This is a genomic window from Pseudomonas sp. 5P_5.1_Bac1, assembly GCF_025466015.1.
GTDB lineage: Bacteria > Pseudomonadota > Gammaproteobacteria > Pseudomonadales > Pseudomonadaceae > Aquipseudomonas.
Genome location: NZ_JANLNX010000044.1, coordinates 64,034 through 89,493 on the forward strand (window position 1 = coordinate 64,034; position 25,460 = coordinate 89,493).

Below are 25,460 nucleotides of genomic sequence, written 5' to 3' on the forward strand. Positions count from 1 at the left end.
GGCACATTTTACATGGTTGAACGCCGTCGCGGCTCAGCCGGCGATGGCGTTTTTCCGCACCCGCCAGGCCATGGCCAGCCACACCGCGGTGACGCCGGCGAATTTCGACGCCAGGGCAGTACCGACCACGGCCGGCGTCAGGGCGCCGATCATGCCGAAGAAGATGAAGGTGTCGAGCGGAATGCTCAGCGCGGAACTGATCCACAGGCGGTCATGCAGCGGGCGCTTGGTGATGCTGAACACTACCCAGTCGATCAGCTCGGACACCGCGAACGCGGTGGCGCTGGCCAGGGCGATGGTCGGGTCGGAGGTGACATAGGACAGCACCAGCGCCGCCAGCATGGCGACCAGCGCGCCGTGGCCGAAGCGGGTCTGCACCATGTCGCGCAGGACGAACACCAATCCGCCCCAGGCGGACCAGATCACGTCCAGGTGCGGCGCACTGGAGAAGGCGTAGTTGATGAGCACCACGCTGCTGATATAGGCGATGAGAAAGAACATTGGGGGCACCGGTAGCAAGCCGCACAGGGTACTTCACAGCCCGCGTGCGGCCAAGCCCCGGGAATCAGTTCGCCGCGCGGGGTTGGGCGAAGACCAGGCCGGCGGCCACGGCGCGCTCGTGACAGAAGCGCAGCACCTGCCGGCGCTCGGTGTTGTCCATGCGGCCCCAGCGGGTGATTTCAGCGGCGGTGCGCTGGCAGCCGGTGCAGATGTCTTGTTCGTCCAGCGCGCAAATGCTGACGCAAGGTGAGGCCACGGGCCTTTCAGCGGTGCTCATCAATCCTCCTGCGGCGCCAGGTCGTGGGCATAACGCTGGGCGTTGTGCACGTAATGGGCGGCGCTGGCTTCCAGCATCTTCTTCTGTGCCTCGGTCAGTTCGCGCACCACCTTGCCCGGCGAGCCCATCACCAGCGAGCCGTCGGGGATTTCCTTGCCTTCGGGGATCAGCGCATTGGCGCCGATGATGCAGTGCTTGCCGATCCGCGCACCGTTGAGGATGACCGCGTTGATACCGATCAGGCTGTAGTCGTCCACCGAACAGCCATGGAGCATGGCGTTGTGGCCGATGGTCACGCCCTTGCCGATGGTCAGCGGCGAGCCCATGTCGGTGTGCATCACCGTGCCGTCCTGGACGTTGCTGTTCGCGCCGATGTCGATCAGTTCGTTGTCGCCACGCAGGACCGCGTTGAACCAGACATTGGCGCCCGCCTGCAGGCGTACCTTGCCGATCAGCGTGGCATTGGGCGCCACCCAGCTTTGTGGATGGGTTTCGACCCGAAAGTCGCCCAGACGGTATTTCATGCGTGGTTCCTCACGGTGGGGTTCGCGGCGGGTGATCCCGCTCAGAGTGGGGTGAAGCGTTCAGGCGGATGGTGCAGGCTGATGCGCGCATCGTAGAGCAGGTTGACCAGTTCGACGATCATGATCGCCGACAGGCCCCAGATCTTGTACTCGCCGAAGCGGTAGCTGGGGACGTACCAACTGCGGCCCTGATAATCGATGCGGTGGGTGTGATCGCGCGGGTCCTGGCGGAAGAACTCCAGCGGCACGCTGAACACCGCGGCGATCTCGGCATCGTTGGGCCGGTATTCGACGTAATCGGGGATCAGCCCGACGAAAGGCGTGACTTTCAGTCCGTGCAACGAGACCAGCGGGGTCAATGGACCAATCACCTCCACCAAGCCGGGTGGCAGGCCGATTTCTTCCTCGGCTTCGCGCAGGGCGGTGAAAATCAGGTCGGGGTCTTCCGGGTCGCGGCGACCGCCGGGGAATGCCACTTCGCCGCCGTGGGTCGAGAGGCCCTTGGCGCGCAAGGTCAGTACCAGCTCGGGCTCTTCACTACGGGTGATCGGTAGCAGCACCGCGGCCTCAGGAAAACGTCGATCGGTTTCCAGGGTGCCCGGGGTGTGACTGCTCACACGGCGAAGTAGCTCGTCCAGCATGGTCTCTCTCATTCCAGTAACGTTCTGCATCATGCACCAAAGCCGCGCCACGCCCAACCCCCGGCGACGATCGCACTTGCGGGGCGCGGGACCGCGGCGCGAAGATAGCGCACCTCCCAGGAAGATAAGCATGAAATACTGCAGCGCGTGCGGCAAAGCGGTCACCCAGCGCATACCCGAAGGCGACTCCCGCTTGCGTTATGTCTGCGACCACTGCCAGACCATCCACTACCAGAATCCCAATATCGTCGCCGGCGTGCTGCCGAACCATGGCAGCAAGGTGCTGCTGTGCCGTCGCGCCATCGAGCCGCGCCGCGGCTACTGGACCCTGCCCGCCGGCTTCATGGAAAACGGCGAAACCATGGAACAGGCCGCCCGCCGCGAAACCGTCGAAGAAGCCTGCGCGCGCCTGGGCGAGATGACCCTGTATCACCTGTACGACCTGCCGCACATCAACCAGGTACACGTGTTTTTCCGCGCCGAACTGGCCGACCTGGACTTCGATATCGGCGAGGAAAGCCTGGAAGTGCGCCTGTTCGAAGAAAACGAGATCCCGTGGGACGAGCTGGCTTTCAGGACGATCCGCGTCACACTAGAATGCTACTATCGGGACCGCGAAAGGCAGCACTACCCGGTTCACACCGAGAGCCTGCCAGCGTCGTTCGCCCCGCCACCCAAGTCCGATTCGTAAAACCGCGATTATCAGGGATACCGTTTCATGCGCTGGTTGCTTGCCCTTTTCTGCCTCAGTGTGGCTTCGGTGTCCCAGGCGGCTTACACCGAAACCATCGTCACCAAGCCGATCCTCAAGGACGCGCCGCTTGCGCCGCAGTCCTCTCCCGCCGAGGTCAAGCCATCGAACCGGATCGACAAGGTGCTGGTGCTCAAGTCGCAGCGCCGCCTTGAACTGATCAGCAATGGCGCACCGCTCAAGACCTACCGCATCTCCCTCGGCAAGAAGCCCGTCGGCGCCAAGGAGCGCGAGGGCGACAAGCGCACCCCGGAAGGCTTCTATTGGCTGGACTGGCGCAAGGTCTCGGACCGCTACAACCTGGCGATCCACGTGTCCTACCCCAACGTCACCGATGCCGCCCGGGCACGTCGCGAAGGCGTTCAGCCCGGCGGGATGATCATGATTCACGGAACGCCGGACACGGAGGACAACCCGGAACAGCTTTTCCATACGCTGGACTGGACCGAAGGCTGCATCGCCATGCGCAACACCGACATGCGCGAAGTCTGGAGCCTGGTAAAAGACGGCACCATGATCGAGATCCGCCCCTGATCGACCCGCTCCGGCGCCTTCGCGCCGGACATTTCCTACCCTCCTGAATAACCTTCGGAAATTTCCGAGGGCACTCGCGCTCGTCCCCTACCCCTCCTCACGCTCATCCCCAGCATTCAAACGGATGCTCCTCCCTTAGATTCATCTCACCTGAAATGCTTCCTTCGTCCTAGAACAAGAACATAAGGACGCCAGCCTATGTCCCGTTCATCGCGAACCGGAAACCCGCGCTACCCGGCGCTGGCATCCACGGTCTTCATCACCCTGATTTTGCTGTTCGTGGCACCCGCGCTGGCCGACGAGGCCTTTTCGGTCCTGCCGCTATTGCGCGAGCAACGCCGCGACGCAGAGGCCCTGGAGCGGCAACAGCGCTTGCGCCAGCTCACGCCACCGACGGTCATCGATACGCCGAACGAGACGCCCGCTGCGGCGCTCGAAACCGAAGGCTGCTGGCCTGTCTCCGGCCTTCGCCTGGCGGGCAACACGCTGATTTCACGCGAAGCGCTGAACGAGGTGGTCGATCCGTTGCTGCAACCGTGCATGGACGAGGCACGGGTCAACGCGGAGCTCAAAGCCATCACTCGGCTTTACCTGCAACAGGGTTACCTCGCCAGCCGGCCTTATCTGGCCCAGCCGCCGCACGCGGGGGCGAGCCTGGACATCCTGATCGTCGAAGGTTTTGTCGAATCGGTGGAGTTCGATGACCCGGATCTGCCGTTGTCGCTGTCCCGCGCCTTTCCCGATCTGCTTGGCCAGCCACTGCGCCTGAGCACGCTGGAGCAGGGGCTGAACCAGATGAATCGCCTGCAGGCGTTCGACCTCAGCGCGGACCTTGAGCCGGGCGAACTGCGAGGCGGCACGCGGGTGATCATTCGCTCGCAACGGCAACCGGCATCACGCCTGAAGCTGGCCACCAGCCTCGACAACCGCGGCAGCGAGGCGACGGGCCGCGAGCGACTGGGTGTCAGCCTGAGCCTAGACAGTCCGCTGGAACACAACGATTTCCTGCGTCTGCACAGCCTTCGCCGCCTGTTGCCCGGGCGTGGCGACAGCCGTGGCTACGGGCTCTACTACAACAGCCCTTATGGCCCCTGGCGTTTAGCCCTGAGCCTGGACCGCCTGGAATACCGCGCCGCCCTGCCCGGCTCGAACGCCAGCAACAGCGGCCAGAGCGATTTCTACAGCCTCGGCGTGGACCGCGCGCTATGGCACGACCAGTCCACCACCCTCGGCGCCAACCTGCGGCTCAACTACAAGCGCCTGGACACGCGGTTCTCCAGCGAAAGACTGCGCCTTCGCCTGCAAAGCCCGACGCTCACCAGCCTCGATGCCAGTCTCAACCTGAGCTGGCGCGACGATGCGCTGTGGAACGCCACCCTCGGCTACAACCAGGGGCTCGGCTGGTTCGGATCCGATGACCGCGCAGCAAACCCGCGCGCGCCGCAGCCGCTGTTCCGCAAGTACCTGGCAAGCCTCTGGCAACTGCGCGAAGGCGTCGATCCCGCGTTTCGCTGGCGCTGGGAAAGCGAACTGAGCCTGCAATACAGCCCTGAACCGCTACCCGCGATCGAGCAGATGGCGGTCGCGGGCGACACGGCGGTGCGGGGCTTTCGTCGCGCCACGGTGTCCGGCGCCAGCGGCGCGGTCTGGCGCAACACCCTCAGCCTGCCGCTGAACAACCCGCTGCCGGTGCCGCTGGAAATCCGTCCGAGCCTCGGCCTCGACGCCGGCTGGAGCCGCTACGACCACGGCAGCCCCACACAACGACTGCTCGGCGCCCACGCCGGCCTGCAACTGAGCCTGCCTCGCGGCCAGCTGAGCCTCGATTACCAGCGCGCCCTGCAGGCCAGCGGCACGCGGCGCCGCGATCTGGAGCCGGGCTACTGGCGCGCGCAACTGACCCTGACGTTCTGATCCCCACCCAAGAGAGAGACCACCATGACCCCTCTACCTCCACGGTTCACCCCCGACCTGCTGCGCTGGGCGATCAGCGTCAGCCTGCTGGTTCCCACCGGAGCCATCGCCAACAACGGCCTGCAACCGGCCACCGGCCCGGGCGGAACGCCATCCATCAACGAGCACAACGGTGTGCCGGTGATCAACATCGTCGCGCCGTCCGCCAGCGGCCTGTCGCACAACCAGTTCCTCGACTACAACGTCGGCCAGCCTGGCGTGGTGCTCAACAACGCCCTGCACGCCGGGCAATCGCAATTGGCCGGCGCGCTGGGCGCCAACCCGCAATTCCAAGGCCAGGCGGCGTCCACCATCCTCAACGAGGTGATCAGCCGCAACGCCTCCAGCATCGACGGCACCCAGGAAATCTTCGGCCAGCCCGCCGACTACATCCTCGCCAACCCCAACGGCATCACCATCAACGGCGGCAGCTTCATCAACACCACCCGCGCGGGCTTTCTGGTGGGGCGCCCGGAAATCGAAGACCAGCGCCTCACCTACCTCAACAGCCTCACCGCCAGCGGCGAGTTGCGGGTCGACGGCCTTGGTCTGAGCAATGCAGAAGGCGCCCTGGAACTGATCGCCCCGCGCATCGAGAGCCATGGCCCACTTCGCGCGGCGACCGACCTGGACCTGACCGTCGGCCGCAACCGCATCGACCGCGCCAGCGGCGAGATCGTCGAGCATCTGGCCGGCACGCCGGGCTCTATCGACGCCAGGCTGTTCGGCGCCATGCAGGCCGGGCGCATCCGGATCATCAGCACCGCCGAGGGCGCGGGCGTGCGAATCGAGGCGCCGTCGATGGACGCTCGCCAAGGCATCAGCATTCGCTCGGCCGGGGACTTGAAGATCAGCGGCAGCGCGCAGCAACGCAGTCGTCTCGACGCGGGCAAAGGCAACCTCGAGCTGGATGCCAAGGACAACATGACGCTGAGCGCCGTCGAAGGCCGGGCCGAACAGATCAAGGTCCGCACCGGCAAAAACCTCACCCTCGACGCCAAGACCCGCGAAAGCATCCGCCGCGACAACGAGAAGTGGGACAAGAAGTGGTGGTTCGTCACCACCGAAACCTTCGAGCGCACGGGCAGCGAAGTCGAACGCCTGACCACCGGCAGCGATTTCCAGGCCGTCAGCGACATCACCCTCGACGCCGGTGGCGACGCCCGCCTGCTGGCCGCCGGGGTACAAGCAGGCGGCGACCTGAAGCTGCGCAGCGGCAACACGCTGGAGGTCAGCGCCGGCATCGACAGCGTGACCCGCGACGAACGCATTCGCCACCGCAAGCACCTGTGGCGCGGCGACCAGGACACCCACGACTACCGCGAAAGCGCCCGCCCCAGCCAACTCTCAGGCCGCAACCTGACCGTGGAGGCGGCGGGGCCCACCCGCATCATCGGCAGCGAGCTGCGAAGCAGCGCGGACATGAGCATCAAAACCCCTGAACTCGATATCGCCGGGACCTCGCTCAAGGGCAGTGACTCCCGCAAGGAATACCGGGGCGACCTGGCCTCCGGGGCGTTTTTCGGCAACCGCGAGCGGGCACAAGGCGAACAGCACACCGTTCGTGGCAGCCAGCTTGAGGCGGGCGGTGCCTTGACCGTGATCGCCGATGAAGTGCGGGTCAGCGGCAGCCGGATCAGCAGCACCGGCGACGCCCTGCTGGCCAGCGAAAAGGCCCTGCTCAGCGTCGAAGCGGCGCGGGAAAGCTCGACCCGCAGCACCAGCAGCAAAGACAGCAAGTTGTTCGGCCTGCTCGGCAGCAGCACCGACACCCACCAGCAACGTGACACCGCGCTGGTCAGCGACCTGGCCTCGGAAAGCAACCTGCGCCTGGCCAGCGCCGACGAGTTGCGGGTCATCGGTGCGCGGCTGAAAGCCGGCGGGCAGTTGCAACTGGACGCCGCGAAAGACCTGCACGTCAGCGCCGCCACCCAGAGCGAAAACAGCACCACCCAACAAACCGACAAAAGCCTCTACGCCAGCGCCCGGCAGACGGCCGAAGCGCTCGACGGCAAGCCGGCGTCGAAGCAATACGTGGCCTCAGCGGGCTATGAAGTGAAAAAAAGCGAGCGCAGCGCCAGCCAGGACACATTGGTTGCCAGCCAGCTCAGCGGCGCGGCGATCAACATTGGCAGCCAGGCCGACGTGTCGCTGAACAGCAGCAACCTCGACAGCAGCGGCGCCATCGATATCAGCGGCAAGACCGTCACCCTGGGCGCGCAAACCACCCGCGAGCGGCAACTCAGCACCAGCACCCGCTCGGCGGGCGGCCTCGCGGTGACCGCAGGAATGGATCGCCAGGGCGGCGGCTACGAGGGTGCCTACCAGCGACGGGAACAGGAGGAAAGCCTGGTCGACAGCCTCCCGAGCGAGCTGACGGCAGCGGGACCGTTACGCATCAAGGCCGACACGCTGATCAATGAAGCGGCGCAGGTGAGCGCCGGCGAGCACCTGCTGGTCGACGCAACCCGGGTGGAAAACCGCGCCACCGCCAGCGTCCGCGAAACCCGCGACAGCGAGCGCAACTGGCAGGGCAGCCTGGGCTTGAGTCTGGAAACCCGCGATATCACCCGTCCGATCGAAAACCTGATCAACGGCAACGAGGCCGCGCGCTTCCAGCAAGCCTCGGTGGAAGACGCCCTGGCGCCGCCGACCCTGGGCGTGGACCTGGCGCTGGAGCACCTCAACCGCGAACAGACCAGCCGCAGCGAAACCGCGCGGGTCAGCGAGCTGTCCGGCACCACGGTGAAGGTCCAGGCCGATGAGGTGAGCGATACCGGCACTCGCTACCGCGCCGAAAAAGGCGGACTGCAGATCGATGCGCGGAATCACCAGTTCGTCGCCGCGCAAGACACCACCGCCGAAACCGTCGAGCGCCTGGAAGCCGGCGGCACTGCCCGGGTGGAAACCAGCACGGGCAAGGACATTGCCGGGAAAATCACCGGCAAGGGCGGATCGCTGAGCAGCAGCAACACCACGACCACCGCCCGCCCGGGGAGCCTCTACGGTCAGCAGGGCATCCAGATTCAACTGGGCAGCGACGGGCTTTACGAGGGCACCGCCTTCGACGCCGGCAAGGGCGGTCTGACCCTCGAGACGGCCGGCAATCTCAGCCTGCCCCAGGCCAACGATCGCCAGGAGCAGAGCCTGCGCCAGCTCGACGGCAATGCCTGGCTCAAGGCGGGTAACAGCCCGGCGGGCAGTGCACTGGAGGCCCGTGGCTATCTGGATCGAAAACGCAGCGACAGCCAGGACAGCCAGGCGCGGGTCGCCAGCATCGACAGCACGGGCGATGTCCGCCTCAAGGCCGGCGGTGAGCTGACGCTCGCCGGCACCCGCATCGGCAGCAGCGGCGCCAAGCCAACCAATATCGACGTGCAGGCCGACGGCCCGCTGCGGGTGTTGGCGGCCAGCGACAGTCATGAGGCCAGCGGCGATAACATTGGCGGCGGCGGTGAGGTGGTCTTGAAGATGAACGACGCCGGCAAGGGCGGCGGGCTGGGCGGGCATTTCAGCAACGGGCGGATTTCCGAGTCCGACCGCCGTACCCAGGGCGCGGTCTTCACCGCGCAACAGGAGGTGAACCTGTCGAGCCAGGCGAGACAGGACGACGCGATTCACCTTGAGGGCCTGCAGGCATCGGCCGAGCGGATCAAGGTCGCGGCGGAAAACGGCGGCGTGCTGATCGAGTCCGCCACCAGCAGCGAGCGCCGCGACAACCTCGACCTGACCGTGGGTGCCGGCATCGCCATGACCCCGGCAGCCACGCGCGACGACACGAAAAAAGGTCTGTATGGCCGGGCGCAGTTCAACCTCGACCAACGCGACAACCTTGTGCACCAGAACAGCCAGCTCGACGCCGGAAACGTCGGCCTGTACAGCATGAACGACATGCTGCTCAACGGCGTGCGGGTCAATGCCGGGCGTATCGAAGGCGTTATCGGCGGTGACCTGCAACTGGCCAGCCGCCAGGACCGGGTCAACGCGTTGAAGGTGAATGTCGATGCGCAACTGAGCCGGGAGAAGAACCCGCAGGGCTACCTCAACGCCGTGCGCTCCTTCGGTGGTCCGCTGGGTGCCAGCGCCGAGAAGAAAGTCGGCGGCGCGGTGCAGAGCGCCGACCCGGGCATTTCACCGACGCTGGACCTGAAAGTGGATTACGCACGGCGTGACAGCGTCGCCAGCCAGAGCCGGCTGAGCGGGCAGGAAGGCGTTGCCTTGCAGGTCGGCGGCGATGTGAAGCTGTCGGGGGCGGATGTTCGTTCAAGCCAGGGCAAGGTCGAACTGGGTAGCGAGCGGATCAGCCAGGAAACCCTGAACGGCCGCGATGTGCGGCGAGTGGTGGGGACCAACCTGTCGAATGCGCCAGTGGAGCTGGGCAGCGATCTGGTCAATACCTACAAGAATGGCGGGATGAATCTGGAGGAAGGGGATTCTTCGCTGGATCTGGGGCTGTTGCGCACCGGGGGACATGATCGGGAGGTGAGGCTGGAGTCGGGGATTATTGAGAAAAAATGAGGTTCCGCCCGTCAGTTAAATCAATTGGGGCCCCATCGCGAGCAAGCTCGCTCCTACACCCTGTAGGAGCGAGCTTGCTCGCGATAGTGTCAGCGCTCAGCGATAAGTCGGCAAAGCAAAGCGCTGCTGGCTCTGCAACATCGAAATCACCGGCAACTCGCTAGCTTGCTCGGCCAGGTCACGGCGAATGGCACTGATGGCCCACGACAGTTGTTCGGCGCTGTGCAGTTGAGCGTAGGAAATCGAGCGTTTGACCTGTGTGCCGTCGGCAGCACGCAGCGTCAGCAGGATGCCGCCATCAGGGCGGGCTTGAGTGGCCACTTGGTAGGCGGAGAATACCGAGGCGAATTTTTCCTGAATGAGGTCCATATCAGCTCCTGGCTGTGGGTGGCAGACATGGAGTGATGGGTGCAGCGACTGTGCCAGCTTTCCGGAAATTAAAAATACTTTATAAATCAGTGTCTTATTGTTTTTTGGCAATAAGGCCGCCGTGCATTGTGCAAGGTCGTGCATTTTGCACAGTGCATTTTGCAAGGGTCGTCCGCCCTCGCGTTTTTTCTGCCGACGCCATGGAATTATCCACAGCCATTCCGGGACCAATCCTCACAAGACTTGGGCTTTATCCCCGTCAGGAGGTTCCGTATGTCCGATCAACGTCAGCCCGTCACCATGGACGCCGATGAAGCTGCCGCCTTTGCCGCGCAAGTCTTCGACCGGGCCCGCCAGGGCGATGCGCCGATGCTCGCCCGCCTGCTGGAGAACGGTCTGCCAGCCAATTTGCGCAACCAGAAGGGCGACACCTTGCTGATGCTCGCCAGCTATCACGGTCATCTGGAGGCGGCGCGGGTGTTGTTGCAGCATGGCGCCGATCCGTCCATCGCCAACGACAATAACCAACAGCCGTTGGCGGGCGCGGCGTTCAAGGGAAACCTGGAAATGGTCCGGTTGCTGGTGGAGCAGGGCGCCGAGCCGGATGCGGCCGCAGGCGACGGGCGCACGGCGCTGATGATGGCGGCGATGTTCAACCGCACAGCGATCGTCGACTACCTGCTGGCGCACGGCGCCGACCCCAAGCGCCGCGACGCCCGTGGCATCGATGCCCTCGGCGCCGCCCAGGCCATGGGCGCTGCTGACACCACGCAGCAGTTGCAAGCGCTGGCCTAACCGGCGGGAGGCTTTTGCGGCTATCCTTGGCGACTTTTTTCCAGCGTCGCAGGGCCTCTCATGAAAAACCAACTGGTCGAACTCCTTGGCAAAATCAGCTCCGGCTGCATGACCGAGCAGGACATCGAGCGGATCGCCGACGAAGCGGTGCAGGCCTATGCCGATCCTGCGGGCTTCCTCGCCGCCAACCCCGATATCAACTACGACGACACCTTCCCGATCCCGCTGGGTGAATGGGTGGTGGTGGGCAGCCTGCCCGACACCGTGCTGTTCCAGGCCGACAGCTACCAGGACCTGCTCGCGCAGATCACCGATTCGTTTGACCAGAGCGTCCCGTTCAATATCAAACCCAAGCAACTGGCCAAGGTCGAGGCGCTGACCGCGCTCAACCGCATCCAGATCCAGATGGGCAGCATGAACAAGGAAGCCGGCGGCTATGTGCTGATGAACTTCAGCCAGTTGCTGGACGACGAGTTGCAGATGGTGCTGGTGTGCGGCAATGACCTGCCGCGGGTGCTGGAACTGTGCGCCGAACTGAACATCACCGCAGCGCCCGCCCTGGAAGCGCTGCGGGTGGCGCTGCACGTTTAACCCAGCGCGGTATCGAGGAACATCATCACCGCGAAGCCGCCCATCAGGCCGAGGGTCGCCGAGGTCTGATGGCCATTGCGGTGGGTTTCCGGGATGACTTCATGGGACACCACGAAGATCATCGCGCCCGCCGCCAGGCCCATGCTCACCGGGTAGGCGATGGCGAAGCCGCTGGAAATTCCCAGGCCGATCACCGCGCCAATCGGCTCCATCAGGCCCGAGCCGACCGCCACCAGCGCCGCCTTCAACGTCGACAGCCCCGTGGCGCGCAGCGCCAGGGCCACCGCCAGGCCTTCGGGGATGTCCTGAATGGCGATGGCGCTGGTCAGCGGCAGGCCGACACTCAGGTCACCCGTGGTAAAGCTCACGCCGATGGCCATGCCTTCGGGGAGGTTGTGCAAGGTGATCGCCAGCACGAACAGCCAGACCCGATTGATCCGCTCGGCCTGCGGGCCGCAAGGGCCGGTACTTTCGTGTTCGTGCGGGGTGAAGCGGTCGAGGCCAAGCATCAGCAACACGCCCAGGCCCATGCCGACCACCACCGTCAGGGCCGCGTAGGGGCCGCTGCCGGTAATCTCCCGGGCGGCGTCGAGGCCCGGCAGAATCAATGAAAACGAGCTGGCGGCGAGCATCATCCCGGCGGCGAAGCCGAGCATCACGTCCTGCATCCGGCTGCTGACATCGCGCAGCACGATGGCCAGCAATGCGCCCAGGGCGGTGGCGGAGAAACCGGCCAGCCCGCCGAGCAGGGCCATGTGCAGGTTTTCCTGGTGGTCACCGTGAATGGCGTTCCAGGCGCTGGCGCCCATCAGCCAGAGCACCGCCAGCAGGCTCAGACCCAGGCCGGCACTCATCCAGGGCGAGGATTGCGCCTGTTGCAGCCACGCGGTGTAGAGCGACACGGGGGCGGAGTGGCTGTGGCTGGACGTCGAGGGCATAACGCATTTCTCCGAAAGGCAATGGCGCGAGTGTAAGCACAGCGGCAGGGCGGAGCCGAAGCAAACGCGTCTATCAGGCCAATAGCCAGCTATCCTGAAGGCTCACTCATACATGGGAGCTTCATCATGGGTTCCGCGTTCAACGGGCTGGTTGGCCTGATCATCCTTGCCCTGGATATCTGGGCGATCATCAACGTGATCAAGAGCAGCGCCGGGGTTGGCGCCAAGGTGCTGTGGATCTTGCTGATCCTGCTGTTGCCGGTGCTCGGTCTGATCATCTGGGCCATCGCCGGACCGCGAGGCGATGTGCGGCTGTAGGGCGCTTCAGATCAGCCACGCGCCTTCCAGTTGCAGCAGCAGTTGCTTGCGCTCAAGGCCGCCGGCAAATCCGGTGAGGCTGCCATCGCTGCCGATCACCCGGTGGCAGGGCACGATCACCGCGATGGGGTTGGCGCCATTGGCCGTGCCGACGGCCCGGATCGCCTTGGGCCGGTCGATGGTGCGGGCCAGTTCGGCGTAGCTGGTGGTGGTGCCGTAGGGGATGTTCACCAGTGCTCGCCAGACGTCCTGTTGAAACGGCGTCCCGCGGGCAGCCAGGCGCAGTTCGAAGCGCTCGCGCTTGTGGGCGAAATACTCGTCCAGCTGCCGCGCCACGTCGTCGAGCTGGCTGTCGGCCTGGCGCCAGGTGGCATCCAGTTCCCAGGGATGGGCGCTGTCCATGTGCAACAGGTGCAGGCCTTGTTCGTCGCCCGCCAGCAGTAACTGGCCAATGGGGCTGGGGTGATAGCGATAGTGCATGTGGGCGGGCTCTTTGCTTGAGAGGGCAATAAAGATAGCCTGATCCGCGGCCCCGGTGTTCTCAACGAAATTTTCACAATCGATTGCAGACAATCCGCGCGCGCAATTATCCATTCGCCTAATGGTTCGGCACTTTTCGGGTATAACCCGAGCCGCTGCCGCCGCTTCGCGTCAATGCCTTCCACAACCGAATCCCAGGGATCTTCCAATTCATGGCTAATACGGACGCCTTGAGTCAACAGCGGGCTGCTTCGCGCCTGTTGCAACCAACGGTCAAATCACACCTGCTCTACACCCTGCTGTGCGGCCTGGCGATCATGGCGATGCTCAGCCTGGTGCGGCTCGCGTTGCTGGCCTACAACAGCGACATGGTTGGCGATACGCCGTCGTCCACTGTCGTGGAAGGTTTCCTCAACGGCCTGCGTTTCGACCTGCGGGTGGTGGTGTACCTGAGCATTCCGCTGCTGCTGGCGATCCTCAGTGCGCGGGCGATGGCGGCGCGCGGTTTCTTCCGCCTGTGGCTGACCCTGACCTCCAGCATCGTGCTGTTCCTCGGCCTGGTGGAGATGGACTTCTACCGCGAGTTCCACCAGCGCCTCAACGGCCTGGTATTCCAGTACATCAAGGAAGACCCGAAGACCGTCGGCAGCATGCTGTGGTACGGCTTCCCGGTGGTGCGCTACCTGCTGGCGTGGGTCGGCGGCACGATCGTGATGAGCCTGGCGTTCAAAGGCATCGACCGTCTGACCCGGCCCCGTGGCGAGTACCAGAGCAACCTCGCCGGTGCTCGCAGCGTGGCGCCGTGGTACGTGCGCGGCGTGGTGTTCTTCATGATCCTGCTGGTGGCCGTGATTGCCGCCCGTGGCACCCTGCGCCAGGGCCCGCCCATGCGTTGGGGGGATGCCTTCACCACCGACTCGAACTTCGTCAACCAGTTGGGTCTCAACGGCACCCTGACCCTGATCGATGCCGCCAAGAGCCGCATGTCCGAGGACCGCGACAACATCTGGAAGTCCACCCTCGATCAGAAGGTCGCCCAGGACACGGTGCGCCAGATGCTGCTGACGCCGAGCGACAAGCTGGTCGACGCCGACAGCGCCGCGATTCGCCGTGACTTCACGCCGCCGGCCGAGAACACCCTGCCGATCAAGAACGTCGTGGTCATCCTGATGGAGAGTTTCGCCGGCCATTCCGTCGGTGCGCTGGGGGCTTCGGGCAACATCACCCCGTACTTCGACAAACTGGCCGAGGAAGGCCTGCTGTTCGACCGCTTCTTCTCCAACGGCACCCATACCCACCAGGGCATGTTCGCCACCATGGCCTGCTTCCCCAACCTGCCGGGCTTCGAATACCTGATGCAGACCCCGGAAGGCGGCCACAAACTGTCGGGCCTGCCCGCGCTGCTCAGCGCCCGAGACTACGACGATGTCTACGTCTACAACGGTGATTTCGCCTGGGACAACCAGTCCGGTTTCTTCGGCAACCAGGGCATGACCACCTTCATCGGCCGCAATGACTTCGTCAATCCGGTGTTCTCCGACCCGACCTGGGGCGTGTCCGACCAGGACATGTTCGACCGCGGTAACCAGGAGTTGGCGAACAACTATGGCAAGAAGCCGTTCTATGCCTTACTCCAGACCCTGTCCAATCACACCCCGTATGCCCTGCCGAAAGACCTGCCGGTTGAGCCGGTGACCGGTCATGGTCGCCTGGACGAACACCTGACCGCCATGCGTTATTCCGACTGGGCCCTGGGCCAGTTCTTCGAGAAGGCGCGCAAGGAGCCGTACTTCAAGGAAACCCTGTTCGTCATCGTCGGTGACCATGGCTTCGGCAATAACCAGCAGGTCACTGAGCTGGACCTGGGCCGTTTCAACGTGCCGCTGTTGCTGATCGCTCCGGGCATCCAGGAAAAGTTCGGCAAGCGCAGCCATACCGTTGGCACCCAGATCGATATCGTTCCGACCGTCATGGGCCGCCTGGGTGGCGAAACCCGTCACCAGTGCTGGGGACGTGACTTGCTGAACCTGCCGGAAGGCGATCAGGGCATCGGCATGATCAAGCCTTCGGGCAGCGAGCAGATCGTCGGCCTGATCCAGGGTGATCGCGTGTTGATCGAGTCCAAGGACATGTCGCCGCGCCTGTACCGTTATCAGTTGGGCAGCGAGTTCAAGGCCGAGTTGATCGAGCATCCGGAGCAGGACGCCATGCTCAAGAAACTCGAGTCCTTCATCCAGACCGCAACCAAGAGCCTGCTGGACAATACCGCCGGTGTTGTCCACGGCATCCCGGATTGATCGCCCTGGCGTAATCCGTTCGTTGCACAAGACCCCGGCCTGACCGGGGTTTTTTATGGGTGCGCCGCCGGGCCAACCGACTTGAACAATGTCCGCAGGCGAGGGTCAACGGAAGACAGGCTGGAAACACTCCTGTACCTGCCATCGAGGACACGCCAGATGAAAGAGTGGGAAATCACTTTTGTGGACCAGAAGGGCGAACGCACTTCGTTGTTGCTTGCCGCCGCAGACCGCCCGAGCATTGAAGACGCAGCGCGGCGGATCAGGGGCCACCTGTTCCCGGTCATGGATGAACTCGACCTCAATGATTTCCAGGACCGTGCCGACTGTCCGACCGCGAAGTGGCTGAAGGAACAGAACGGGGTGGAGATCACCGACATCACTGAACGGACCTGAATCCACAGGCTGGCTGGCGTTGTGCCTCACCAGCCGCTACGCTGCATGCAGGGCCGTCGGTTATGGCGACGGCTCTTTTCTCCCATTACCGCTACATTCATTACCGCAACATTGCTGCATTCGCTCGAGAACCCCACCCGCGTCCCGCGCCAGGGGTAAGTGCGCAAGCACTGAAAGTCTATCCATCGTGATTGAGGAGGACGATTCATGAGCAACTTGTACGAGGACATCAGCAGCACGGTATTGCGCCGCATGAAAGAAGGCGGTTTCAACTTCGCACAAATCCATCCAATCGAGTTCTATGCGGTATTCCCGGACGAGGAACGGGCGCGCAGGGCTGCAGGAAAGTTCCGGGGTGAGTCGTTGTGTGCCCAGGTGCATGAAAGTGACGACGGCTGGCAACTGGAACTGAGCAAGATCATGTACGCCACCTATGGTGGCATCGGCGAATTCGAACAGGATTTCGAAGCCGTGGTCGTGCCACTGGGCGGTGAAGCCCAGGGCTGGGGAGTGAAGCAGGAGCGCGCGGTAACCTGAAATGCACCCCGGGGCGGCCTGGCCGTCCCGGGAACCCACACGCTTCGCAATGAAGCGCGTGCCCTATTCGCGTGGGGCTGGCTGCACAAGTCTGGTGCGGCGTCTTTTCTGGATTTCCCCAACCCGTTGATTGAAAAGGATTAATTCCGCTGGCACGGGCTTTGCGACAGTGCCTGTGCACGGGTGACAAGGAGTTCGGCATGATTCGCACGTTCTATGATGAGATGTACGCCGCCGACGGTCAGCTCCGTCCGCATTATCGGGAATTCGCCCGCTGGCTGGCGCAGACGCCGCCTGAGCAAGTGGCGCAGCGCCGCCGCGAGGCGGACCTGCTGTTCCACCGCGCCGGCATCACCTTCACGCTGTACGGGGACGAGCAGGGCACTGAGCGCCTGATCCCCTTCGACACCATTCCGCGGGCCATCCCGGCCAGCGAATGGCGGGTGGTAGAGCGCGGCTGTATCCAGCGCGTGAAGGCGCTGAACATGTTTCTCGCCGACCTCTACCATGACCAGCGCATCCTCCGCGCGGGGATCATTCCCGCCGAGCAGGTCCTGGCCAACGATCAATACCAACTGGCGATGCAGGGCCTGAACCTGCACCGCGACATCTACGCGCACATTTCCGGGGTCGACCTGGTTCGCGACAGCGACGGCAGCTATTACGTGCTCGAAGACAACCTGCGCACGCCCAGCGGTGTCAGCTACATGCTCGAAGACCGCAAGATGATGATGCGGCTGTTTCCCGAACTGTTCGCCGCCCAGCGCATCGCGCCGATCGACCACTACCCGAACCTGTTGCTCGACACCCTGAAAAGCTCCAGTCCGCTGGATAACCCCAGCGTCGTGGTGCTGACCCCGGGGCGGTTCAACAGCGCGTTCTTCGAACACGCCTTTCTCGCTCGCGAGATGGGTGTGGAACTGGTGGAAGGGGCGGACCTGTTCGTTCGCGACGAGCGGGTATTCATGCGCACCACCGACGGCCCCAAGCCGGTCGACGTGATCTATCGCCGGCTGGACGACGCCTTCCTCGATCCGCTGGCATTCAACCCCGACTCCATGCTCGGCGTGCCCGGCCTGCTGTCGGCCTATCGCTGCGGCAACGTGGTGCTGGCCAACGCCATCGGCACCGGGGTGGCCGACGACAAGTCGGTCTATCCCTACGTCACCGAGATGATCCGTTTCTACCTGGACGAAGAACCGATCCTGAAGAACGTGCCTACCTGGCAATGCCGCAAGCCGGAAGAGCTTTCCCACGTGCTGGCCAACCTGCCGGACCTGGTGGTCAAGGAAACCCAGGGCTCCGGCGGCTACGGCATGTTGGTGGGGCCGGCGTCGACCAAGGCGGAAATCGCCGCTTTCGCCGAACGCATCAAGGCCCGCCCGGCGGCCTATATCGCCCAGCCGACCCTGTCGCTGTCGACCTGCCCGACCTTCGTCGAGAACGGCATTGCGCCGCGGCACATCGACCTGCGCCCGTTCGTCCTGGCCGGACGGGAGACCCGCGTGGTGCCCGGCGGCCTGACGCGGGTGGCGCTGCGCGAGGGCTCGCTGGTGGTGAACTCGTCCCAGGGGGGCGGTACCAAGGACACCTGGGTGGTCGAGGATTGAATCATGCTCAGTAGAACGGCTTCGGACCTGTATTGGATGTCGCGTTATCTGGAGCGGGCGGAAAACCTCGCACGGATGCTCGATGTCAGTTATTCGCTGTCGCTGATGCCGCAGGACGGTCGCGGCGATGGCCTGGACGAAATGGCGCTGGCGCTGCGCATCACCGGCACCCTGGATGACTACCTGGGCCGGCATGGGCAACTGCACGCCGAGCGTCTGTTGCACTTTTTTGCCCTCGACCCGGAAAACCCGGCCAGCATCTACAGTTGCCTGGGCGCCGCGCGGGCCAGCGCCCATGCGGTGCGTGGGCGGATTACCGCGGACATGTGGGAAAACATCAACGCCACCTGGCTGGAGATTCGCGGCATCGCCGAGCAGGGCCTGGGGCGCTATGGCATGAGTCGTTTCTGCGAGTGGATCAAGGAGCGCTCGCACCTGTTCCGCGGTGCCACCTACGGCACCATCATGCGCAACGACGCTTTCCGCTTCATTCGCCTGGGCACCTTCATCGAGCGGGCCGACAACACCCTGCGCCTGCTCGACGCCCGTTACGAGATGTTCGGTGAGGACGCCGAAACCGTCAGCGACAGCTCTGCCCGCGGTTATTACCAGTGGAGTGCCTTGCTCCGCGCGCTGTCCTCGTTCGAGGCCTATACCGAGATCTACCGCGACGCTCCCACGGGGCGCCATGTTGCCGAACTCTTGCTCCTGCGTGCCGATGTCCCCCGTTCCCTGCGTGCCTGCACGGAAGAAATCGACCAGATCCTCGCCAGCCTGCCCGGCGCCAACGGCCGTCCGGCCCAGCGCCTGGCTGCGGAAGTGGATGCCCGTCTGCGCTATACCGGCATCGACGAAATCCTCTCGCAAGGGCTGCATCCCTGGTTGAACCACTACATTCCGCTGGTGCGTGAGTTGGGCAACGCCATTCACAGCGCTTACCTGGAGGTCGTATGAGACTGACCATTAGCCACGAAACCGCCTACCACTACGAAGACCAGGTGCGAACCAGCATCCAGTACCTGCGCCTGACGCCCCCGGACAACGAGCGCCAGCAGGTGCTGCAATGGGAACTGGACCTGCCGCGTCCCGCGCAGGCCCGGCGCGATCCGTTCGGCAACATTCTGCATGTGCTCAGCCTGGAAGAACCGCATGTCGACCTGCTGATCGCCGCGCGCGGTGAAGTCGAGATCGATCCGACTCGCGAAGCCGAACACGAATCGCAGTCACCCTTGCCGTTCCTGCGCTTCACCCGCCTGACCGAGGCCGACGAGGCGCTGCGTGGGTTTGCCGGCCAGCAGTGCGGGCAACGCCGTGATCGCAGCGCGCTGATCGAGATGATGGGGGCGCTGCACGAGCGTATGGCCTATCGCCCTGGTGCCACCGCGGTAGACACCAGCGCCGCCCAGGCCTTCGCCGGCGGTGCGGGCGTCTGCCAGGACCACGCCCACGCCTTTATCGCCTGCGCCCGCAGCCTGCTGGTGCCGGCGCGTTATGTGTCCGGCTACCTGTTCGACAACGACAGCCAGCACATGGCCAGCCACGCCTGGGCCGAGGCCTGGCTGGACGGCGCCTGGTACAGCTTCGATGTGACCAACCAGCTCGCGGTGCCCGAGCGCCATCTGAAGCTGGCGGTGGGCCTGGATTACCTCGACGCCTGCCCGGTACGCGGCATGCGCCGGGGCGGCGGGTACGAGCAGATGCACGCCAACGTGCTGGTGACATCCGGGTTCTCGGCGCAGCAGTAAGCGTCAGGGTTTGCGTTTGGCCATATGGCCGAGGTAGGCGAGCAGGGCGTCGAGGTCGGCGTCCGGCAGTATGCTTGCGCTGAAGCCGGGCATCCGCGCTTGCGGCCACTGGCGCAGACTCTGCGGGTCGCGGATATAGCGGCGGAGAAACTCGGGGCGGAAGTATTCGGTGGGGTTGTAGGGCAGGTTCAGGTCCGGACCGAACTGGGCATCGCCGGCGCCGTTGAGGCGGTGGCAGGCCAGGCAGTTCTTCTGGAACAGGGCGAAGCCGCGGTTCACCGGGTCATTCGCGGCCAGGCCGGGGGCCGGGAGCAGGGCGGGAAAACGCTCGGCCACCGGCGACAGGCGACGGATGCTGGCCACCTGGAAGGGCCATTGCTCGGGGCTGATATTGCCGGCCTCGGGGTGCGTCCAGACCAGATAGAAGGGACCGGCGCCAGGTTTGTCCTTGGCCAGTGGCGGCCACGGGTGAGCCGGGTCTTCCACCGCCAGCCAGGCTTGTGCCGGTCCTTGCTTGAGCAACGCGGCGGCGGGCATTTCGGCAGCGAAGCCATCGAGGGCCACGGCCTGCAGATGGTCATCCGGCTTGATCCCTTCCAGCAGGACCGCCAAAGGCACCGCGCGATACGTCATGGGCTTCTTGTACGACACATCCTGCTCGATACGGATGTCCCGGGCCTGCGGGTGCTGGAGCAACTCCGCGGTTTGCCATTGCTTGTCGCTGTCGCCCAGTTGGAGGGTCAATTGCGCCGCGTGCAACGGCAGGCTCAGCACGCTGAGCAGGAGGGCGAAGCGAAGGCGCATGGACGGTCTCCAACCAGTGAGGGTCGGCAGCATATACCAGAGCGCAGGAACGCTGAGAATACCGGGCGCGATCAGCCGAACAGGCGCGTGAGGTTCGGCAGGATCAGCAGCAGTGTGGTGGCGAACAGAATGAGTCCGGCCTGACGTACTTTGTGTTGTTTGAACATGGCTGACTGCCTTCTTGTTGTTATTCCTGAGAGCGAGAGACATCCTTTTCCAGGGTCCGCTGGCCACGAAATGCACGGGATTTCCCGTACCGGCTACAAACCTGCTGGATATCGGTATACAACCAACCTTAGGGGCAACGTTACCGCTGTTTTAGATCGGTTTCGTCTCGACTTTAGTGTTGTTAACGTTTTTTCTTATGAGGCTTTATGCCATATGCGTAAGACGTGCCCGACTAGACGCGTGCGCGGGATACACACACGCCTTGCAATGAAATGACCGTTCGTCCGAGGCAACGCTTGCCTGTAGCCCATATTCGCGGCAGGCTCTACCGGTCTTTTTTCACCACTGTCGTTCAGGGCCAAGTCTATGTCGTTACGCATCTGCATCCTGGAAACCGACGTCCTGCGACCTGAGCTGGTCGAGCAGTATCAGGGCTATGGACGGATGTTCGAGCAACTGTTTACCCGCCAGCCGATCGCCGCCGAATTCACGGTCTACAACGTGATGAACGGTGAGTACCCGCCTGATGACGAGGTCTTTGATGCCTACCTCGTGACGGGCAGCAAGGCCGACTCCTTCGGCGACGATCCGTGGATCCAGACGCTCAAGACCTTCCTGCTGGAGCGCTACCGCCGCGGCGACAAGCTGCTGGGCGTGTGCTTTGGCCATCAGTTGCTGGCGCTGCTGCTGGGCGGCAAGAGCGAGCGCGCCAGCCAGGGCTGGGGCGTCGGCACCCACCGCTATGTGATGGCCGCCAAGGCGCCATGGATGAGTCCGCAGGTTGAAGAGCTGACCTTGCTGATCAGCCACCAGGATCAGGTCACCGCGCTACCGGAAAACGCCACCGTGATTGCCTCCAGTGACTTCTGCCCTTACGCGGCGTATCACATCGGCGACCAGGTGCTGTGTTTCCAGGGCCACCCGGAATTTATCCACGACTATTCCCGCGCGCTGCTGGAACTCCGTCAGGAGCATCTGGGGCAGGAGGTGTATCGCAAGGGCGTCGACAGCCTGGGCGTGGATCACCAGGGCCAGACTGTCGCGGAGTGGATGATGCGGTTTGTGGCGCAGCCTAAAGCCAGCCCGAACGCTTGAAACTGCCATAAAGCGCGGTGCAACCCACCACGATCACCCCCAGTACGGCGAAGTAGCCGTAGTGCCAGCTCAGCTCCGGCATGTTCTGAAAGTTCATGCCGTAGATGCCCGCCACCGCTGTAGGAAACGCCAGGATCGCCGCCCAGGCGGCGAACTTGCGTTGCACGATGCTCTGCCGTGACGACTCCAGCAGCATGCCGATCTCGATGGTCTGGCTGGCGATGTCGCGGATGCCGGCGAGGTCCTCCATCTGCCGCGTGACGTGGATCTGCACGTCGCGGAAGTACGGGCGCATGTTCTTGTCGATGAAGGGGAAGGCCAGGCGCTGCAATTCCTCGCTGACCTCGACCATCGGCGCCACATAGCGGCGCAGGCGCAGGATGTCGCGGCGCAGACCGTGAATGCGGCGGATGTCTTGTTCGTTCAGCGAGCCACTGAGCACGCTCTGTTCCAGCTCTTCGATCTCGCCGTGAATGGCTTCGCTGACCGGCTGGTAGTTTTCGGTGACGAAGTCGAGCAGGGCGTACAGCACGAAGTCTTCACCGTGTTCCAGCAGCAGTGGCCGCGCCTCGCAGCGCTGACGGACCAGGGCGTAGGACTTCGAGTGACCGTTGCGACAGGTGATGATGTAGCCATTGCCAGCGAAGATGTGGGTTTCGATGAACTCCAGCTTGCCTTCCTGGCGCACCGGCGAGTAAGTGACGATGAACAGCGCGTCGCCGAAAGTTTCCAGCTTGGGCCGGCTGTGTTTTTCCAGTGCGTCCTCGATGGCCAACTCGTGCAGGTTGAACTGCCGTTGCAGGTTGGCCAGCTCTTGGGCGTTGGGCTCTTCCAGGCCGATCCAGACGAAGTGCCCGGGCTTCTTCGCCCACTCCGCGCCTTCGTCGAGGCTGATATTGGTGACTTTCCTGCCGGCGCTGTACACCGCCGCTGCAACGACTCGACCCATGGTTGTCCATTTCTCTGCGTTAACGTGACTGACAGCTTGGTCTGACCCTGGCGAATCGGCAAATGCTCAGCCGCGTCCGACCTCGCGCTCCATCAGATCGATGCAGTTTTGCATCTGCGTACGGCATTGCTCCACCAGGGCCGCGACGTCCTGCTGGCTCAGGCCGGCGGTGGCAATCGGCGGCAGCGAGCGGATGATGACCCGCTGGCGGCGCCAGCCATTGATGCTCAAGCGCCGCGCATAGCGGCTGACACACACCGGAACGATGGGCACGCCGGCGTCGATGGCCATGTGGAAGGCGCCTTTCTTGAAGGGGCGCAACTGATCGTCCGGGTTACGCGTGCCTTCCGGGAACACCCAGATCGAGGTGTGGTTTTCCCGCAGGGTGCGGGTGGTGGTCTGGATGGCGCGGCGGGCCTGGAAGGCATTGCCGCGATCGACCAGAACGTTGCCGCCGAGCCAGAACAACTGACCGAACAGCGGGATCCACCCCAGGCTCTTCTTGCCGATGCACACGGTGCGTGGCGGCACTACGTTGCCGAGCACGAACAGGTCGAAGTTGGACTGGTGGTTGGCGATGATCACGCAGCCGGGTGGCTGGTCGAACAGCGGACCGACTTCCGCCTCGATCTTCAGCCGCAGCAGCCAGCTCGAAGGCCAGGCGTACACGCGGGCATAAAGTCGGCTGTTATCGGGATTGAAGGGACGGCACAGGCCAATGATCACGCCGATCACGCCCGCCAGGATGAAATGGACACCCAGCAGGAGCATGCGAGGAAGGAAAAGCATCGTACGACTCACTCGATAAAACACGGGCCAGTGTACGGTCGTGCACTGATGGCGGCAAACGTCCTGTGTTACCGGGCAAATGGACAAGGGCCAGACGCGGCTGCGCCTGGCCCGGTGGCTGGATTCAGCCGAGGTGTTCCTGGTCGCGGATGATCGCGTCGTCGAGCAGATCCAGCAGTGCTTTGCGCACCTTGAGCTTGGTGTGCTTGTGGGCGTTCATGTTGATCTTCTTCAACTGTTGCGCCGCGGCCAGGGCCGCCTCGGTCAGTTGCTCGGCAGGCACCACCTTGTCGAGGAAGCCGGCGTCCACGGCGCTGACCGGGTCGAACATCTCGGCGTTGATTACCGAACGGTGGAACGCCGCACGGCGCAGGCGATCGCGGGCCAGCTCGATACCGGCGTGGTGCATGGTCATGCCGATCTGGACTTCATTCAGGCCGATGCTGAACGGCCCTTCGACGCCGATGCGGTAGTCGGCCGACAGCAGCAGGAACGCGCCCTTGGCCACGGCATGGCCGGGGCAGGCGACGATGATCGGGAAGGGGTGGGAGAGCATGCGCCGGGCCAGGGTCGAGCCGGCGGTGACCAGGGACACAGCGGCCTGTGGGCTGGCGGTCATTACCTTGAGGTCGTAGCCGCCGGAGAGAATGCCCGGCTGGCCGGTGACGATTACCACCGCCCGGTCCTGGGTAGCGCGGTCCAGCGCCTGATTGAAGGCGGCGATCACATCGGGCGAAATGGCGTTGACCTTGCCGTTGTTCAGGGTCAGGGTCGCGATACCGTCGTCCAGTTGGTAGGTAATCAGCTCACTCATGGCGGTGTTCCTTTATAAGAAGTGGCAAAGACGTTACCCAGCCGCCGCAGTCAGGTAAAGCACGATGACTGACCGGTGGGTCACCGTATCGCCTGCCGTCCTTGCTCGACGGGGCTCGCCTGACCAGGACTGGCAAAGCACACCACAGATTGGCCAAATTGCCATTGCCACCCGCCATTTTTCGCGGATTGGCTTAAACGCATGAAAAATCTGAAAAAAACCTTTGCCATCGATAAACCTTTCGACTACATTAGCGCGCCTCGACAGGCTGAACTGCTTGAAGAGATCCGGTGAAGTGTCCGAGTGGCTGAAGGAGCACGCCTGGAAAGTGTGTATACAGGAAACTGTATCAAGGGTTCGAATCCCTTCTTCACCGCCACTTTCAAACGCCTCGCAAGTCATTGACTTGCCGGGCGCAAAGAACGGCGATTTGTAGGTTAACCCCGCAAATCGCCGTTTTTTATTGCCCGCGTTTTGTCTCCCGACCGTCCTGGTCAGCGTGGCGCCGATTTTTTCTGGTCAGCCTGAACTCATCTCCAAAAGCGCAGTCTTTGTATGCCTTCGTTAAAATTATGGCGTATTGCCATAATCGGCTACATTCAAACGGATGGGACCGGCGGCATGAACTTACAGGAGTACTTCGCGTGTTCGACAACAAGTATCGAGACCAGCGTGGCAAGTTGCACAACAGTGAGCAGAATGCCCAGAACGCTAACTCCTCCTATGTGCGGGAGGAGGAAAAACTCAACGAAGGCAATCTGTGCCGCGCCGACATTTTCATTGTCCTCGGGCTGCTGATTCTCTCGATGGGGATATTCATTGGCATTCCCAAGGCGCTCTCCCAGGACAGGATGTTCATGGCCTTCCAGATGCTCCTGCTGCTGGTGGGCAGTTGGGGGTTGTGGGGCCTGGGGGTCTGGAAAATCCCGGTCGCCTTCCGTGGGCCGCTGTATTTCGTTATTTTCATCGGCGGCTTGTTCTACCTGGGTTCGCGATAACTGCCCCGGCAGTCGAGGGGGGGGCGCCGCCCGCCCCCCCGGGGGGGGCTCCGTTCTTGAACCCCCCC

Annotated in this window: 26 protein-coding genes and 1 tRNA gene; 16 read left to right on the plus strand and 11 right to left on the minus strand. The window is 63.6% G+C overall.

Features of this window, described 5'->3' with window-relative positions; genetic code table 11:
• Window positions 1-33: 33 nt before the first annotated feature.
• The 4 genes from NTD82_RS09055 to NTD82_RS09070 form a co-directional block, all read right to left on the minus strand.
• Complete coding sequence (locus NTD82_RS09055; protein WP_095154200.1) at window positions 34-501, minus strand: VUT family protein; 468 nt, start codon at window positions 499-501, stop codon at window positions 34-36.
• Between the two features lie 64 nt (window positions 502-565).
• Entirely contained in the window at window positions 566-778 is a 213-nt protein-coding gene (locus NTD82_RS09060; RefSeq protein WP_262128511.1) for a DUF1289 domain-containing protein, read from the minus strand.
• On the minus strand, window positions 778-1,302 hold the full coding sequence (locus tag NTD82_RS09065) for a gamma carbonic anhydrase family protein (RefSeq protein WP_262128512.1): 525 nt from the start codon (window positions 1,300-1,302) through the stop codon (window positions 778-780). Before NTD82_RS09065 ends, NTD82_RS09060 begins: the two co-directional genes overlap by 1 nt.
• Window positions 1,303-1,343: 41 nt before the next feature.
• Window positions 1,344-1,943, minus strand: coding sequence for a CoA pyrophosphatase (locus NTD82_RS09070; protein WP_095154203.1), 600 nt, complete (start codon window positions 1,941-1,943; stop codon window positions 1,344-1,346).
• 130 nt (window positions 1,944-2,073) lie between these two features.
• On the opposite strand from NTD82_RS09070, the gene NTD82_RS09075 reads away from it, so the two are divergent.
• The 4 genes from NTD82_RS09075 to NTD82_RS09090 all read left to right on the plus strand — a co-directional run bounded on the left by NTD82_RS09075 (window position 2,074) and on the right by NTD82_RS09090 (window position 9,699).
• Window positions 2,074-2,634, plus strand: coding sequence for an NUDIX hydrolase (locus NTD82_RS09075; RefSeq protein WP_262128513.1), 561 nt, complete (start codon window positions 2,074-2,076; stop codon window positions 2,632-2,634).
• Between the two features lie 27 nt (window positions 2,635-2,661).
• Window positions 2,662-3,228: a murein L,D-transpeptidase family protein gene (locus NTD82_RS09080; protein ID WP_095154205.1), complete on the plus strand. Its 567-nt coding sequence runs from the start codon at window positions 2,662-2,664 to the stop codon at window positions 3,226-3,228.
• Window positions 3,229-3,426: 198 nt separating this feature from the next.
• Window positions 3,427-5,142, plus strand: coding sequence for a ShlB/FhaC/HecB family hemolysin secretion/activation protein (locus NTD82_RS09085; protein ID WP_262128514.1), 1,716 nt, complete (start codon window positions 3,427-3,429; stop codon window positions 5,140-5,142).
• Window positions 5,143-5,166: 24 nt separating this feature from the next.
• Window positions 5,167-9,699, plus strand: a complete 4,533-nt coding sequence (locus NTD82_RS09090; protein ID WP_262128515.1) for a hemagglutinin repeat-containing protein — start codon at window positions 5,167-5,169, stop codon at window positions 9,697-9,699.
• A 96-nt stretch (window positions 9,700-9,795) separates the two neighbouring features.
• Here the strand turns inward: NTD82_RS09090 and NTD82_RS09095 are convergent, their stop codons facing one another.
• A complete protein-coding gene (locus tag NTD82_RS09095; protein WP_095155551.1) occupies window positions 9,796-10,068 on the minus strand; it encodes a DUF3509 domain-containing protein in 273 nt (90 codons plus the stop codon).
• 273 nt (window positions 10,069-10,341) lie between these two features.
• Here NTD82_RS09095 and NTD82_RS09100 point away from each other — a divergent pair, with 273 nt between their 5' ends.
• Complete coding sequence (locus NTD82_RS09100) at window positions 10,342-10,863, plus strand: ankyrin repeat domain-containing protein (RefSeq protein WP_095155552.1); 522 nt, start codon at window positions 10,342-10,344, stop codon at window positions 10,861-10,863.
• Between the two features lie 60 nt (window positions 10,864-10,923).
• Window positions 10,924-11,454 carry a hypothetical protein gene (locus NTD82_RS09105; protein WP_095155553.1) on the plus strand — a complete coding sequence of 177 codons (531 nt, stop codon included), beginning with the start codon at window positions 10,924-10,926 and terminating at the stop codon, window positions 11,452-11,454.
• On the opposite strand, the gene NTD82_RS09110 is transcribed toward NTD82_RS09105, so the two are convergent.
• On the minus strand, window positions 11,451-12,392 hold the full coding sequence (locus tag NTD82_RS09110; RefSeq protein WP_262128516.1) for a ZIP family metal transporter: 942 nt from the start codon (window positions 12,390-12,392) through the stop codon (window positions 11,451-11,453). The two genes, NTD82_RS09105 and NTD82_RS09110, sit on opposite strands and share 4 nt — an antisense overlap.
• A 126-nt stretch (window positions 12,393-12,518) precedes the next feature.
• On the opposite strand from NTD82_RS09110, the gene NTD82_RS09115 reads away from it, so the two are divergent.
• A complete protein-coding gene (locus tag NTD82_RS09115; RefSeq protein WP_095155555.1) occupies window positions 12,519-12,710 on the plus strand; it encodes a PLDc N-terminal domain-containing protein in 192 nt (63 codons plus the stop codon).
• A gap of 6 nt (window positions 12,711-12,716) precedes the next feature.
• Here the strand turns inward: NTD82_RS09115 and NTD82_RS09120 are convergent, their stop codons facing one another.
• Entirely contained in the window at window positions 12,717-13,190 is a 474-nt protein-coding gene (locus tag NTD82_RS09120; RefSeq protein ID WP_175653683.1) for a methylated-DNA--[protein]-cysteine S-methyltransferase, read from the minus strand.
• A 212-nt stretch (window positions 13,191-13,402) separates the two neighbouring features.
• Here NTD82_RS09120 and NTD82_RS09125 point away from each other — a divergent pair, with 212 nt between their 5' ends.
• The 6 genes from NTD82_RS09125 to NTD82_RS09150 all read left to right on the plus strand — a co-directional run bounded on the left by NTD82_RS09125 (window position 13,403) and on the right by NTD82_RS09150 (window position 19,775).
• Window positions 13,403-15,487, plus strand: coding sequence for an LTA synthase family protein (locus NTD82_RS09125; protein WP_262128517.1), 2,085 nt, complete (start codon window positions 13,403-13,405; stop codon window positions 15,485-15,487).
• Between the two features lie 159 nt (window positions 15,488-15,646).
• On the plus strand, window positions 15,647-15,883 hold the full coding sequence (locus NTD82_RS09130; protein WP_095155558.1) for a hypothetical protein: 237 nt from the start codon (window positions 15,647-15,649) through the stop codon (window positions 15,881-15,883).
• Window positions 15,884-16,090: 207 nt separating this feature from the next.
• Window positions 16,091-16,420: a ribonuclease E inhibitor RraB gene (locus tag NTD82_RS09135; RefSeq protein WP_095155559.1), complete on the plus strand. Its 330-nt coding sequence runs from the start codon at window positions 16,091-16,093 to the stop codon at window positions 16,418-16,420.
• Between the two features lie 200 nt (window positions 16,421-16,620).
• Complete coding sequence (locus NTD82_RS09140) at window positions 16,621-18,030, plus strand: circularly permuted type 2 ATP-grasp protein (RefSeq protein ID WP_095155560.1); 1,410 nt, start codon at window positions 16,621-16,623, stop codon at window positions 18,028-18,030.
• A 3-nt stretch (window positions 18,031-18,033) separates the two neighbouring features.
• Window positions 18,034-18,984, plus strand: a complete 951-nt coding sequence (locus NTD82_RS09145; RefSeq protein WP_095155561.1) for an alpha-E domain-containing protein — start codon at window positions 18,034-18,036, stop codon at window positions 18,982-18,984.
• The gene (locus NTD82_RS09150) at window positions 18,981-19,775 is read left to right on the plus strand and encodes a transglutaminase family protein (RefSeq protein ID WP_262128518.1); all 795 of its coding nucleotides are present in this window, start codon (window positions 18,981-18,983) and stop codon (window positions 19,773-19,775) included. Before NTD82_RS09145 ends, NTD82_RS09150 begins: the two co-directional genes overlap by 4 nt.
• A gap of 3 nt (window positions 19,776-19,778) precedes the next feature.
• Here the strand turns inward: NTD82_RS09150 and NTD82_RS09155 are convergent, their stop codons facing one another.
• Window positions 19,779-20,579, minus strand: a complete 801-nt coding sequence (locus tag NTD82_RS09155; protein WP_262128519.1) for a cytochrome c — start codon at window positions 20,577-20,579, stop codon at window positions 19,779-19,781.
• Window positions 20,580-21,113: 534 nt separating this feature from the next.
• Here NTD82_RS09155 and NTD82_RS09160 point away from each other — a divergent pair.
• Complete coding sequence (locus NTD82_RS09160; RefSeq protein WP_095155564.1) at window positions 21,114-21,842, plus strand: amidotransferase; 729 nt, start codon at window positions 21,114-21,116, stop codon at window positions 21,840-21,842.
• Here the strand turns inward: NTD82_RS09160 and NTD82_RS09165 are convergent.
• The 3 genes from NTD82_RS09165 to NTD82_RS09175 form a co-directional block, all read right to left on the minus strand.
• On the minus strand, window positions 21,820-22,791 hold the full coding sequence (locus tag NTD82_RS09165) for a magnesium and cobalt transport protein CorA (RefSeq protein WP_095155565.1): 972 nt from the start codon (window positions 22,789-22,791) through the stop codon (window positions 21,820-21,822). The genes NTD82_RS09160 and NTD82_RS09165 overlap by 23 nt on opposite strands.
• A gap of 66 nt (window positions 22,792-22,857) precedes the next feature.
• Window positions 22,858-23,580: a lysophospholipid acyltransferase family protein gene (locus tag NTD82_RS09170; protein WP_095155566.1), complete on the minus strand. Its 723-nt coding sequence runs from the start codon at window positions 23,578-23,580 to the stop codon at window positions 22,858-22,860.
• 124 nt (window positions 23,581-23,704) lie between these two features.
• The gene (locus NTD82_RS09175) at window positions 23,705-24,394 is read right to left on the minus strand and encodes a crotonase/enoyl-CoA hydratase family protein (RefSeq protein WP_262128520.1); all 690 of its coding nucleotides are present in this window, start codon (window positions 24,392-24,394) and stop codon (window positions 23,705-23,707) included.
• A gap of 289 nt (window positions 24,395-24,683) precedes the next feature.
• Between NTD82_RS09175 and NTD82_RS09180 the strand changes: the two genes are divergently transcribed.
• A tRNA-Ser gene (locus NTD82_RS09180) sits at window positions 24,684-24,773 on the plus strand.
• Window positions 24,774-25,038: 265 nt separating this feature from the next.
• Window positions 25,039-25,392 carry a hypothetical protein gene (locus NTD82_RS09185; RefSeq protein WP_095155568.1) on the plus strand — a complete coding sequence of 118 codons (354 nt, stop codon included), beginning with the start codon at window positions 25,039-25,041 and terminating at the stop codon, window positions 25,390-25,392.
• Window positions 25,393-25,460 lie beyond the last annotated feature (68 nt).

Bases quoted from the DNA above. Each gene is read 5' to 3' on its own strand.
- NTD82_RS09170 (WP_095155566.1), bottom strand. From the start codon at position 23,580: ATGCTTTTCCTTCCTCGCATGCTCCTGCTGGGTGTCCATTTCATCCTG.
- NTD82_RS09085 (WP_262128514.1), top strand. From the start codon at position 3,427: ATGTCCCGTTCATCGCGAACCGGAAACCCGCGCTACCCGGCGCTGGCA.
- NTD82_RS09075 (WP_262128513.1), top strand. From the start codon at position 2,074: ATGAAATACTGCAGCGCGTGCGGCAAAGCGGTCACCCAGCGCATACCC.
- NTD82_RS09060 (WP_262128511.1), bottom strand. From the start codon at position 778: ATGAGCACCGCTGAAAGGCCCGTGGCCTCACCTTGCGTCAGCATTTGC.
- NTD82_RS09165 (WP_095155565.1), bottom strand. From the start codon at position 22,791: ATGGGTCGAGTCGTTGCAGCGGCGGTGTACAGCGCCGGCAGGAAAGTC.
- NTD82_RS09120 (WP_175653683.1), bottom strand. From the start codon at position 13,190: ATGCACTATCGCTATCACCCCAGCCCCATTGGCCAGTTACTGCTGGCG.
- NTD82_RS09055 (WP_095154200.1), bottom strand. From the start codon at position 501: ATGTTCTTTCTCATCGCCTATATCAGCAGCGTGGTGCTCATCAACTAC.
- NTD82_RS09110 (WP_262128516.1), bottom strand. From the start codon at position 12,392: ATGCCCTCGACGTCCAGCCACAGCCACTCCGCCCCCGTGTCGCTCTAC.
- NTD82_RS09160 (WP_095155564.1), top strand. From the start codon at position 21,114: ATGTCGTTACGCATCTGCATCCTGGAAACCGACGTCCTGCGACCTGAG.
- NTD82_RS09125 (WP_262128517.1), top strand. From the start codon at position 13,403: ATGGCTAATACGGACGCCTTGAGTCAACAGCGGGCTGCTTCGCGCCTG.
- NTD82_RS09105 (WP_095155553.1), top strand. From the start codon at position 10,924: ATGAAAAACCAACTGGTCGAACTCCTTGGCAAAATCAGCTCCGGCTGC.
- NTD82_RS09130 (WP_095155558.1), top strand. From the start codon at position 15,647: ATGAAAGAGTGGGAAATCACTTTTGTGGACCAGAAGGGCGAACGCACT.
- NTD82_RS09095 (WP_095155551.1), bottom strand. From the start codon at position 10,068: ATGGACCTCATTCAGGAAAAATTCGCCTCGGTATTCTCCGCCTACCAA.
- NTD82_RS09135 (WP_095155559.1), top strand. From the start codon at position 16,091: ATGAGCAACTTGTACGAGGACATCAGCAGCACGGTATTGCGCCGCATG.
- NTD82_RS09145 (WP_095155561.1), top strand. From the start codon at position 18,034: ATGCTCAGTAGAACGGCTTCGGACCTGTATTGGATGTCGCGTTATCTG.
- NTD82_RS09175 (WP_262128520.1), bottom strand. From the start codon at position 24,394: ATGAGTGAGCTGATTACCTACCAACTGGACGACGGTATCGCGACCCTG.
- NTD82_RS09140 (WP_095155560.1), top strand. From the start codon at position 16,621: ATGATTCGCACGTTCTATGATGAGATGTACGCCGCCGACGGTCAGCTC.
- NTD82_RS09065 (WP_262128512.1), bottom strand. From the start codon at position 1,302: ATGAAATACCGTCTGGGCGACTTTCGGGTCGAAACCCATCCACAAAGC.
- NTD82_RS09100 (WP_095155552.1), top strand. From the start codon at position 10,342: ATGTCCGATCAACGTCAGCCCGTCACCATGGACGCCGATGAAGCTGCC.
- NTD82_RS09080 (WP_095154205.1), top strand. From the start codon at position 2,662: ATGCGCTGGTTGCTTGCCCTTTTCTGCCTCAGTGTGGCTTCGGTGTCC.
- NTD82_RS09155 (WP_262128519.1), bottom strand. From the start codon at position 20,579: ATGCGCCTTCGCTTCGCCCTCCTGCTCAGCGTGCTGAGCCTGCCGTTG.
- NTD82_RS09090 (WP_262128515.1), top strand. From the start codon at position 5,167: ATGACCCCTCTACCTCCACGGTTCACCCCCGACCTGCTGCGCTGGGCG.
- NTD82_RS09150 (WP_262128518.1), top strand. From the start codon at position 18,981: ATGAGACTGACCATTAGCCACGAAACCGCCTACCACTACGAAGACCAG.
- NTD82_RS09115 (WP_095155555.1), top strand. From the start codon at position 12,519: ATGGGTTCCGCGTTCAACGGGCTGGTTGGCCTGATCATCCTTGCCCTG.
- NTD82_RS09070 (WP_095154203.1), bottom strand. From the start codon at position 1,943: ATGCTGGACGAGCTACTTCGCCGTGTGAGCAGTCACACCCCGGGCACC.